This window comes from Streptomyces diversicolor (assembly GCF_057537855.1).
Genome location: NZ_BAAJXA010000033.1, coordinates 94,527 through 104,493, shown reverse-complemented (window position 1 = coordinate 104,493; position 9,967 = coordinate 94,527). Strand labels below are relative to the sequence as shown.

The window sequence follows — 9,967 nt, the reverse complement described above, 5'->3', positions numbered from 1 at the left end:
GGCGACACCCTGTACAACATCGCCAGCGCCACGACCGGCCCACACCGGGCAGAACTACGAGCGGCGGCAATGTCGTTCAGCCGCACCCGCCGCTCCGCTATCCGTGCCGACCACCAAGCCGCCACCGCCCTGCACATGGCCGCCAAGGAACTCGCCTACGCCTCCAACGAGCCGGGCGGACTCGCCGTCGCCCTGCTCTTCGCCACCGTGCACCTGGCCCGCGCCGCCGCCAAGCGGCACGAACAGCGCGGCCACGAACAACAGGCCGCTGCGGCCGAAGCAGCCCTCCGCCACCTCCAGGCGGGCTACCAGCAGGCCGCCGCACCCGCCGTGGCGGGCCTGGCCCGCGGCGCACCACGAGCCGCAACCGCCCGCCGCTTCGAGCAGGACGTACGTGCGGCCCTCCCCGACCACGCCGACCGGATCCTCGCCGACCCCGCTTGGACCGCCCTGACCGCAACCCTCGCCCACGCCGAAACCGTCGGCCACAACCCCCGACGTCTCCTGGCCGAGGTAGGCACCCAGCGAGAACTCGACAGCGCCGAGCATCCCGCCGAGGTCCTCAACTGGCGCATCACCGCTCAACCGAGCCGGCGGACGCAAGCCGCTCGCATGAGGAGCACGCGCACGACCCCGCCTACGCCGCAGCCCACACCTACACCTACACCTACACCCACGATGAGCAAGCAGCTTACGGAGCGCGGTCGTCACCGATAGCGCGTCGGCTCTCAGCGACGGCAGACAAGAAGGCCACCAAGGCAGGTGATCTCGTACGCCCCGTGCTGGGCGATGTGATCGGCCACCAACGTGCGGGCACGGTCGATAGTCGCGTCGAAGGGCACGTCGTGCTGGTCCGCCCAGGCACGGTACGAAGCCATATGGGCAACCACAGGCTCAGGGTCGTGGACAGTGATGGTTCCCGGCAGTTCGACGACCTCCACACGGCCGAACTCCTCGCCGAGGAAGGCGGGCGCCTTCTCCAGGGAGAAGCGAGCGCTGAGCGAGATGCGAGCCGGGCCCCGGTCGATGCCGAGGACGTCGCCGGCGGCCCGCTGCCAGAGGTCGTCGAGTTCGGCCTTGTCGCGGTCGCTGTTGGTGGAGGCGATCATCAGCCCGTCACCGGCCACGATCCTGGCCAGTTCCCTGACCGACTGGGGGATATCGGGCACGTGGTAGAGCATGTGGAGCGCAAGGGCGGCGTCGACGCTGCCCGCCGCGAGCGGAAGTCTCGTGGCATCCGCCACGGCGACGGGGCCGGGGACGTCGGCGAGGATGCCGGGGGCGATGTCGAGGCCGAGCAAGAACAGGTCCCCACGGTCCTGACGGAGCCGCTGGATGAACTTGCCGTTGCCGCAACCGATGTCGACGACGCGCCCGCGTACGTCGCCCAACTGCTCGACGACGAGACCCGGCAGGTCGTACCGAGGCGTCTGCCACTGGTAGAGCGACTGCCGGGCGGCCAGGTCCCGGTCTCCGTTGTAGGCGCTGCCCGCCAGGCGGGCCCGGTCGGTCACAGCGGCGTCGTGGGCGGCGGACAAGTCGGTCACGTCGGCAACTCCGGAGGATGGGTGGCAGGCAGGGACGCACGGACAACCGTGTGCTGGAGCCGGTCGCGCAGGTGCACCGCTTGCGCGGCTCCACCGTACTGCGGCCCTCCCAGCTCCCGCCCGAGAACGGTGAGCCGACGCACGATACTGGCCGACATGCGTTCCGGCGAGGATTGGAAAACGAAACCGAGCATCTTTTCCGTGCCGTCCAGGTCGCCCAGGAGCAGGTGCCCGCTGGCGAGGTCGAGGTGCGCGGCGAACAGGTCACCAACCGACTGGTCATCTCCGTCCGCGCTGCGATAGAGGCGGATCGCCGTCTCCGCGCTGACGATCGCCCGCTGGACGTGCTCCTGCCCGCCTACGGCCAGAAGGGTCGTTCCGGCGTACGCGAACTGCTTGGCCGCAGGGAAGTCGAAGACTCCCAGTGCCTCGTCCCGACCCGAGATCGCCTCGCGAGATCGTTCGGCATCCGACAGGGCGGCGAGCGCTCCTGCCGAGTCGCCGACTATCGCCAGCGCCCGCGCCTCCAGGCTCGCCAGCCGTGCCCCGATGCTGCCGCCCTCCCTGTGCTGACGACCGACCTGGGCGAGCTGGGCCGCCCGCTCGTACTGCCCGGTCCAATACGCGATCAGTGACTCCACGGCCCGCACCCAGGCCAGCATCCCCTCATGCCCGGCCGCCTCGGCACAAGCCCGTGCGGTACGGGCGTGGGTGGCAGCCGAGCCGTAGTCGCCGAGGTCCAGGCAGACGTGAGCGGACAGGCCGCAGAGACGAGAGGCTGAGAGGTAGAGGTCGGTGGTCTGCCGGGGGTGTTGCCGTCCGCGCAGCAGCTCGAACACCCCGTCCCGTAACCGCTTGATCTCGACATACTGCTCCATCAACGGGTGGCTGACGTAGGTTCGCGCGAGCTGGCCGACATCCGCCTCCAACTGCTCGACGACGAGCTCGTCGACATTGCGCTGCGCGATGAACCGAGCGAACTCCGCCGACCGCGCTGCATCCTCCGACAGCGGAGCCCCACAGGCGCGAGAAGCCCCGGGCGACAGCGCGGGCAGCGCGATCTCGACCTCGTCAGCGGCGCCCCCGTCCCGCCTGCCCTTGCTGACTGCCACAGCCTGGTCGAGCTGGGCGACATCGACGTTGAAGACCCGCGCCAGGTGCTTCCGGGCGTACGGAATCGGAATCCGTACCTCGCGCTCGTACCGCCCGATCTCCTTGCCGGTCTTCGCGGAGCGCCCCTCCATGGCGTTGTACTCGTCGGCGACCCTCTGCTGGCTCCAGCCGCGCGCGGTGCGCAGCCGGACGAGCAAGGCGCCGATCCCGGTGTCGCGCATGCCGTCGCCCAGGAACACGTGACCTCTGGCCCCCATAGTGGCCCCCACTTTGGCCCCGTACTGGCTCCCGACCCAGATGAGTTAAGTCGCTTTGCTGTTGACCATGGCAAGCAGACTCGCCAACGAGACAACCGACGCCACACCGGATCTCCTTCCGGTCACGGGCCGGCACCGCACCATGTTCTTCCCCCGCCGCAGGACCACACCGCTTACCGCTCGCAACTTCGTCGTCGCCACGCTGACCGAATGGGGCGAGACCAGTCGCCTCGACGACATGCGGCTGTGCGCCTCGGAGCTCGTCACGAACGCCGTGCTTCATGGAGCACCCGTGGGACGCCTCGTGCTCGTGCGTGTCGGCTCCCTCGATGACCAACTGCGCATCGAGGTCCACCACGCCGGCGACGACACTCGGATCCAGCGCGATCCCGGGGAGTCCGCCGTCGACGGCCGTGGCCTGCTGATCGTCTCGGCTACGGCGGACGGCTGGGGCGTGAAGGAGCGCACGGGCCCCGGAAAGTGCGTCTGGGCCGCATTCGACCGTGCCAAGAACGGGGCCGCTCCCCTGCCGCCCCACACCACCGGCCCCCAGGGAGGCACCTCGTGACCACGCACCCCGTCTCGCCGAACACTGTTCTCGCCAACGCCCTCCACCACGCCGAGGACGTCCTGACCCCGCGCATCCTGGCTACCCCGCCCGAGCGGATCGTGCTGGTCGTCGGCACCCAGATCAACGGCGCCCCGCACATCGGCACCTCGCTCGTGCAGTCCCTGGCCTTCGCCATGGCCGCCCGCCTGCGCGACCGCTTCGGTCTCCCCACCGAGGTGCTCTTCAGCGCCCTCGACAACGCCCCGTACTAGCTGGCCACCGACCCGGCCAGCGGCAACCGCTACCAGCGCGCCTACGCCCAGGCCCTCGGCGAGCAGGCCCTGCTCGACCTCGTCACCGCCCTCTACCAGCCCCTCTTCACCGCCCTGTCCAGGTACCTGGGCATCCCGCACCACATCGAGACGTACACCCAGCAGCAGGCCGGCGAGCACTACCGCCGCACCTGGCTCCGCCTGCTCCCCCGCGTCGACGCCGCCCGCTGGTGGCTCGCCCCCTCCACCGGCACTCCTCACCTCCGCGTCCCCTGCCCTCACCCCGGCTGTGGCTGGGCTGAGAAGCACGCCGAACGCACCCGGGTCCGCCTCACCGGGCCCGAGTCGGCGGTGGTCTCCGCCGTCTGCATCCACCACGGCCCGTACGAGGCCGCGATCACGCCCACCGCCGGCGCGTACCTGGACCTGGCCACCCTGTACCGCAACCTGGTCAAGGAACTCGCCCTGACGAGTCCCAACGGCACGCTGCACGTCATGGTCAAGGGCGGCGACTGGGTCTTCGGCTCCCACCTCGTCGACGAGGCCCTCCAGGCTGTGGGCCTCACGCGCACCCAGCTCCCGGCCCGCCTGTTCTGCCCCCAGGTCGTCACCGACACCGGCGCCAAGCTGTCGAAATCCCTCGTACGAGAAGGCCGTGCCCCCTTGCCCGAAGGCGCTGCCCCTTGGATGCTCGACACCCGGCAGTGGCCCGGCACCGTCACCGAGTACGCCGACCAACTGCTCGCCATGGCCGAGACCTTGCTCTCCGACCCCCGCCACTTCTTCCGTTCGTACTCGGCCGCCGAAATCGGCCGCATGATCACCGTACCGTCCCCCAGGAGCGTTCCCTCCCGATGACCGACCGCACCGCCCGCGTCCGCGAGCTCAACCTCTACCGCCAGTACTTCGAGCTCGTCGCCGCGGGCACCAAGACCATCGAGGTGCGGGTCAAGTACCCGCACCTCGCGGACCTCGCCGCCGGCGACACCATCCGCTTCCGCATCAAGGACACCGACGAGACCTGCGACGTGACAGTCCTCCGCGTCACCGAGTACCCCAACTTCGAGGCCCTCCTCGACGGCGAAGGTCCGTCCAACATCAACCCGACTGCCACCCGCGACCAGCAGCTCGCCAACATCCGCACGATCTACGGCCCCGAGAAGGAAGCCCTCGGAGCCCTCGCCATCGAGATGAAGCGCATGGACTGACTGATTCCCGCTCTTACAAGATCGGTCACTCGGAGCCATCCTCAACCGGAACGGCAAAGCCTATCGAGGCCGCCCCGACGGCACCACTCAGGAGGGGGCGCGGTGACCAGTTCAGTTCCCTGGACAGATCGTCTGTCCACCGGTACAGAAGCGACTCAGGACGACGTGGTGCGCTGGTACCAGAGCACGCGCGAGGGCAGGGCCTACGTGCCCACGATGATCTGGGGCACGCTCCAGACCGAGGCGTACGCCACCGTAATCCTCGGCCAGGTCGTCGACTTCCTCGGCATCCCGAACGACGTGCCGGCGGGCGTCGCCAAGCGCATGCAACGGCAGCAGGTGTTGTACGACGGCAAGCACCATTACGACGTCATCCTCGGGGAGCAGGCGCTCTACACGAACATCGGTGGGCCCGAGGTCATGCGAGAACAGATCGAGCGCCTCCTGCGAGAGCTCGGCCTGGCCTCGCTCACCCTCGGGATCCTTCCCTCCACCGCACGGGTGGACCTGTTCCCCGTCCACGCGTTCAACATCTACGGCGATGGCGACCGGGCCCACGTCGAACTCGTCTCCTCCTCCGTGGACATCACGGAACAGAGCGAACTCGACCTCTACAACAAAGCCTTCACCGTGCTGAGCCGTGCGACATCGTACGGCGACGCCGCCGAGGAGCTTCTGAAGAAGGCCCACTCCTTCTGGACGAACACCCCGCTCCGGCAATAGGCCCCTCGTCACTCCAGCGGCGGAACGCCGCGCGGCAGTCCGAAGCGCAAACCGATCAAGACCGCCGCGCCCCATCGCCGGCAATCAGAACCTCGGCGGCAGCCTCGCCGTCCAGGCCAGTGTCGACGAGGCCATCGCCCTCACATGTCCGACAATCCGTCCGACGAAGGGAACCCAGTGGTCCAGCAGTCCGACGACCAGCCGAAGGCCCTCAAGCCGGCGGTCGAATCGATGACCCTGCTGGTCGCCGCCGTCATCGTCCACGACAAGGCCACCAACCGCGTCGTCCTCCTCCGGCGCGGCGAGAACGCCAAGTTCGGCCAGGGAATGTGGGACCTCCCCGTCGACAAGAGCGAACCGGGCGAGCCCATCACCGAAACCGCGGTCCGCGAGCTCTACGAAGAGACGGGCCTGACCGTGAAGCCCGCTTCCCTCAAGGTCGCCCACATCATTCACGGCGCCTGGGGCGTCGAGGCCCCCAACGGCTTCCTCACCGTCGTCTTCGCCGCCCACGACTGGACTGGCGAGCCCGAGAACCGTGAACCCCGCAAGCACTCCCAGGTCCGCTGGGTCGACGCCGCCGCAATCCCCGAAAACTTCGTGGACACCACCGCCAGCGCGCTCCTAGGAGACCAAGAAGGCCTGATCTTCTTTGCGCCTTCTGACCTGCGGTTTCCTTGATTGCAGCGTCTCCCTGCCCGCCAAACCCGGCGCCCCGGACGGACCGGGTGCGGTCTTTTTCCCGCGGCCACGGGCGCAGGTCCGCCCGGTGTCGCAGACAAGGACGGTCGTCGTGTCCGACCCCGCTGAGGGTGGCGCGGAGCCGCCCGGGCTGCGGCAGGTGAAGATCGCGTTGCTCGCCACACCGGCCCAGCACGAGGAGCTGATGGACCGCCTGGCCGACGTGCTGTGCCCCGATCCGGAGCACGAGGGGCCCTGTCACGTCCCCTGGGGCATGCACAGCGTCAACGGGGACTCCCTGTCCCGCCGGCGGCGTAGGGCGCTGCCGAAGGAGATCGAGGAGACCGACTGGGATCCGCGGAACGGTGCGGGTACGGACACCGGGGCGGACCCCGGAACGTCCTGGAGGCCCGCCTGAGCGAAGCGGGCCTGGCTACGATCGCCGGATGAGCATTCGCTGGGCCCATGCCTTCGTCGACCGGCCCGCTGAGCAGGTCTCGGCTGCTGGGGCGTTCTGGACGGCCGTCACCGGGACCCGGCTCTCCGAACCGCGCGGCGAGCACGGCGAGTTCGTGACCCTTGTGCCGGCGGACGCCGACGCCTGCGTGAAGGTGCAGGGCGTCGCCGCCGGTCCGGGCGGCGCCCATCTCGACTTCTGCGTGGACGACGTCGAGGCGTTCGTGGCGTCCGCGCGAGCACTCGGCGCGGTTCCCGTCGCCGAGCACGGCGACTGGTGCGTGCTGCGCTCCCCGGCCGGGCAGCCGTTCTGTGTCGTGCCGTGGCACGGGGAGTCGGTCCGGCCCCCGGTGGTGGCGGGCAGCAGGCTGGACCAGGTGTGCCTGGACATCGCGCCGTCCGCGTACGACGCCGAGGCCGCGTTCTGGGCCGAGTTGACCGGCTGGGAGCAGCTGACCGGCTCGCTCCCCGAGTTCCGGGTGCTGCGGCCGCCGCCGGGCCTGCCCGTCCGGATCCTGCTGCAACGGCTGGGCGAGGAGCGGCCCGCCGCCGCGCACCTCGACGTGGCCTGTGCGGACATCGCGGCGACCCGGGCCCGCCACCAGGACCTCGGGGCCGCCGTCGTGGCCCACGGCCCGCACTGGACGGTGCTGCACGACCCGGCGGGCGGCACCTACTGCCTGACCGGCCGTGACCCGGAGACGGGCGGCCTGCCGGCGTCGGCGCCCGACGACGCACGCCCGTGACCCCACACAGGGGGAAGCCCGGGCCCGCGTGGCCGTTCCCGTTCGCCGCGGGCGGCGTTCGGGGTGTGTCGTGGGGCCGCTGCCCCACGTACGGCTCCCGGGGCTCCGCCCCGGCCCGCGACCACGGCGTGCGCCCTCCCCCGTCGGCCACCCGCCAGCGCCATACTCCGCGACGTCCCCCGGCCGCCGTCACCCCCAGTGCTCGACGTCCACCACAGCCTCGACCGGTACCGGCCCGTACACGTGCGGGAACTCCTCGCCGCCCGGTTCCACTGCCTCGTACTTCACGGGTACGCCGAGCAGCGCCGGGTCCACGACCAGGACCACCAGGTCTTCGGGGCGGTCATGCGAGCCGTACAAGAAGGCCGCCACGCGCGGAAGTTGGGCGCGGGTGGAGAAGTGGATGAAGCCCTCCTCCCGCAGCGTGCGGCCACGGGTGGACATCTCATAGCTGCCGCGCTCGCGAGCCGCTTCCCACAGGGGGCGTTCCGTGATGTGGAGGATGTACGGGAGTTTCGGCATGCTGCCACGCTACGGCGTCGGCCGGACGCACGGCTCGTGGCCGGGAACATGGGCGCCGCACCGGCGGTGCCGGGACGGGCTCAGGGCTTCTTCGCGCCGCTCGCGTGGGGCTCACCCCGCTGTTGCTCGGCGGCGGGGTCGGCGCAGGCCGTGCAGTCGGGGTTGCGGCAGGGGCCAGGCCCCCACACGGGGACCCAGGCGCCCAGGGTCTTGTGCCGCTTGACGACCGTCTCGACGGGCTGTCCGCAGGCGGGACAGACGTGTTCCTCGCTGTCCATGCCCCCAGGGTAGGGCGTGCGGTGGCACAGCGCGTCCCGTGCCGTGGCGGCGCCCCTCAGCCCATGCGGGACAGGAGGGCAGGGGGCGATGTCCGACCCCTTGACCGGCCAGCGAGAGGGGCCCTACGGGGCAGCGCGAGCGGGCCCCACCGCCGGGCAGCGCGAGCGGGCCAGACGGCTGGGCAGCGAGACCGGGCCAAATGGCTGGGCAGCGCGAGCGGGCCGAGGTGCCCCGTCCGGCATGCGTCGGCAGGCCCCGCGCACCGCGGGATCCGCGGGGGCCACCGGGCCGGAGCCGTCGGGGGCGTGCGGGGGTCAGGAACCGCACGCCCCGACGGCTCCGGGGGCCTTCCGGGGCCGGCCGTCGGCCTCAGTTGCTGCGCCGGGTGACGAACTCGGCCAGCGCGATGAGGCTCCCCGCCGCCTCCGGATCGGGAACCGCGCGAGCCAGTTCCTGCATCGCCCGGGACATCCGGTCCGCCGCCTGGGCCTGCGCCCAGTCCCGGCCGCCCGCCCGCTCGACGGCCAGCGCGGTCCGCTCCAGGTCCTGCTCGTCGTACGGCCGTCCGTACAGTGCGGCCAGCTCGGTCGCCGCAGCCCTACCGGAGGTGAGGGCCGCGACCACCGGCAGCGACTTCTTGCGGGCGGCGAGGTCGGCGCCGGCCGGTTTGCCGGTGCGGTCCGGGTCCCCCCATATCCCGATGACGTCGTCGATCAACTGGAAGGCGAGCCCGGCCTGCCGTCCGAAGGCGTCCAGCGCCGCCACCTCCTCCTCGTCCGCCCCCGCGTACAGCCCGCCGAGGGCGCAGGCACAGCCGATCAGCGCGCCGGTCTTGGCCTCGGCCATGGCGATCACCTCGTCGAGCGTGACCTCCTCGGCGGCGCGCTCCTCCAACGCCGTGTCCGTGTGCTGGCCCTCGCACAGTTCGAGCACGCAGTCGGCGAGCCGGACGGCCGCGGCCCGGGACGCCGGGTTCGGGTCCGCGGCGAGCAGCCGCAGGGCCAGCGCCTGCAGCGCGTCCCCGGCGAGGATCGCGTCGGCGACGCCGAACACGGTCCACGCCGTGGGCCGGTGTCTGCGGGAGGTGTCCCGGTCCATCACGTCGTCGTGCAGCAGCGTGAAGTTGTGCACCAGTTCCACCGCCGCGGCGGCCGGGAGGGCCGCCGTGCGCGCCCGGGGGCCGCCGAGCGCCGCCGCCGCGGTGAGGACGAGCGCGGGCCGGATCGCCTTGCCCGCGTTGCCCGTGGCCGGGGTGCCGTCCGCGTGCTCCCAGCCGAAGTGGTAGCGCACGATCCGGCGTATGGCGTCCGGCAGCGAGTCGACGGCGGCCCGCAGTTCCGGGTCGACCGACGCCCGGGCCCGGTCCAGGACGGCCGTGGCCTCATGCCCGTCGAGCGGGGGCCCGCCCTCCCGGGTGGGCCGTGGCCGCTCGTCCGGCACCGCCGGCTCGCCGGTCCCCGGCGGGCCGGCGGGGTACTGCTTCGTCTCCGTCAAGAACTCGGCCATGGGTCCCCCTCGCTGAGTCCGCGGACGGTGGCGTCGCCGTCCCGGCTGGGCGGGTACCCCGAGGGTGTACCCATCCGAGTGGGCAAGAACACGGCTGCGACGTGCGG

The 9,967-nt window shown here is 71.3% G+C and carries 11 protein-coding genes and 2 pseudogenes; 8 read left to right on the top strand and 5 right to left on the bottom strand.

Annotated features, from left to right (window positions below; all coding sequences use genetic code 11):
• Nucleotides 1-717, top strand: a pseudogene (locus tag AC27LF_RS32375) (relaxase/mobilization nuclease domain-containing protein); the annotation flags it as partial.
• Nucleotides 718-728: 11 nt separating this feature from the next.
• Here the strand turns inward: AC27LF_RS32375 and AC27LF_RS32370 are convergent.
• Together AC27LF_RS32370 and AC27LF_RS32365 are read right to left on the bottom strand one after the other, a co-directional pair.
• Nucleotides 729-1,547: a class I SAM-dependent methyltransferase gene (locus AC27LF_RS32370; protein WP_479662072.1), complete on the bottom strand. Its 819-nt coding sequence runs from the start codon at nucleotides 1,545-1,547 to the stop codon at nucleotides 729-731.
• Nucleotides 1,544-2,899 carry a helix-turn-helix domain-containing protein gene (locus AC27LF_RS32365; RefSeq protein WP_479662073.1) on the bottom strand — a complete coding sequence of 452 codons (1,356 nt, stop codon included), beginning with the start codon at nucleotides 2,897-2,899 and terminating at the stop codon, nucleotides 1,544-1,546. Before AC27LF_RS32365 ends, AC27LF_RS32370 begins: the two co-directional genes overlap by 4 nt.
• A gap of 85 nt (nucleotides 2,900-2,984) precedes the next feature.
• On the opposite strand from AC27LF_RS32365, the gene AC27LF_RS32360 reads away from it, so the two are divergent.
• The 7 genes and pseudogenes from AC27LF_RS32360 (at nucleotide 2,985) to AC27LF_RS32330 (ending at nucleotide 7,553) form a co-directional block, all read left to right on the top strand.
• A complete protein-coding gene (locus AC27LF_RS32360) occupies nucleotides 2,985-3,485 on the top strand; it encodes an ATP-binding protein (RefSeq protein ID WP_479662074.1) in 501 nt (166 codons plus the stop codon).
• Nucleotides 3,482-4,597 (top strand): annotated as a pseudogene (locus AC27LF_RS32355) (hypothetical protein). Before AC27LF_RS32360 ends, AC27LF_RS32355 begins: the two are co-directional and overlap by 4 nt.
• Nucleotides 4,594-4,947: an ASCH domain-containing protein gene (locus tag AC27LF_RS32350; RefSeq protein WP_479662075.1), complete on the top strand. Its 354-nt coding sequence runs from the start codon at nucleotides 4,594-4,596 to the stop codon at nucleotides 4,945-4,947. Before AC27LF_RS32355 ends, AC27LF_RS32350 begins: the two are co-directional and overlap by 4 nt.
• A gap of 102 nt (nucleotides 4,948-5,049) precedes the next feature.
• On the top strand, nucleotides 5,050-5,670 hold the full coding sequence (locus AC27LF_RS32345) for a DUF5753 domain-containing protein (RefSeq protein WP_479662076.1): 621 nt from the start codon (nucleotides 5,050-5,052) through the stop codon (nucleotides 5,668-5,670).
• Between the two features lie 144 nt (nucleotides 5,671-5,814).
• Nucleotides 5,815-6,351: an NUDIX domain-containing protein gene (locus AC27LF_RS32340; protein WP_479662077.1), complete on the top strand. Its 537-nt coding sequence runs from the start codon at nucleotides 5,815-5,817 to the stop codon at nucleotides 6,349-6,351.
• Nucleotides 6,352-6,463: 112 nt separating this feature from the next.
• Nucleotides 6,464-6,769 carry a hypothetical protein gene (locus AC27LF_RS32335; protein WP_479662078.1) on the top strand — a complete coding sequence of 102 codons (306 nt, stop codon included), beginning with the start codon at nucleotides 6,464-6,466 and terminating at the stop codon, nucleotides 6,767-6,769.
• A 28-nt stretch (nucleotides 6,770-6,797) separates the two neighbouring features.
• The gene (locus AC27LF_RS32330; protein WP_479662079.1) at nucleotides 6,798-7,553 is read left to right on the top strand and encodes a VOC family protein; all 756 of its coding nucleotides are present in this window, start codon (nucleotides 6,798-6,800) and stop codon (nucleotides 7,551-7,553) included.
• A 189-nt stretch (nucleotides 7,554-7,742) separates the two neighbouring features.
• Here AC27LF_RS32330 and AC27LF_RS32325 read toward each other — a convergent pair whose 3' ends face one another.
• The 3 genes from AC27LF_RS32325 to AC27LF_RS32315 all read right to left on the bottom strand — a co-directional run bounded on the left by AC27LF_RS32325 (nucleotide 7,743) and on the right by AC27LF_RS32315 (nucleotide 9,860).
• Nucleotides 7,743-8,075, bottom strand: coding sequence for a DUF952 domain-containing protein (locus tag AC27LF_RS32325; protein ID WP_479662080.1), 333 nt, complete (start codon nucleotides 8,073-8,075; stop codon nucleotides 7,743-7,745).
• An 80-nt stretch (nucleotides 8,076-8,155) separates the two neighbouring features.
• Nucleotides 8,156-8,353 (bottom strand): hypothetical protein, encoded by a 198-nt coding sequence (locus tag AC27LF_RS32320; protein ID WP_479662081.1) that lies wholly within the window; start codon nucleotides 8,351-8,353, stop codon nucleotides 8,156-8,158.
• Between the two features lie 370 nt (nucleotides 8,354-8,723).
• Nucleotides 8,724-9,860: a family 2 encapsulin nanocompartment cargo protein polyprenyl transferase gene (locus AC27LF_RS32315; RefSeq protein ID WP_479662082.1), complete on the bottom strand. Its 1,137-nt coding sequence runs from the start codon at nucleotides 9,858-9,860 to the stop codon at nucleotides 8,724-8,726.
• Nucleotides 9,861-9,967 lie beyond the last annotated feature (107 nt).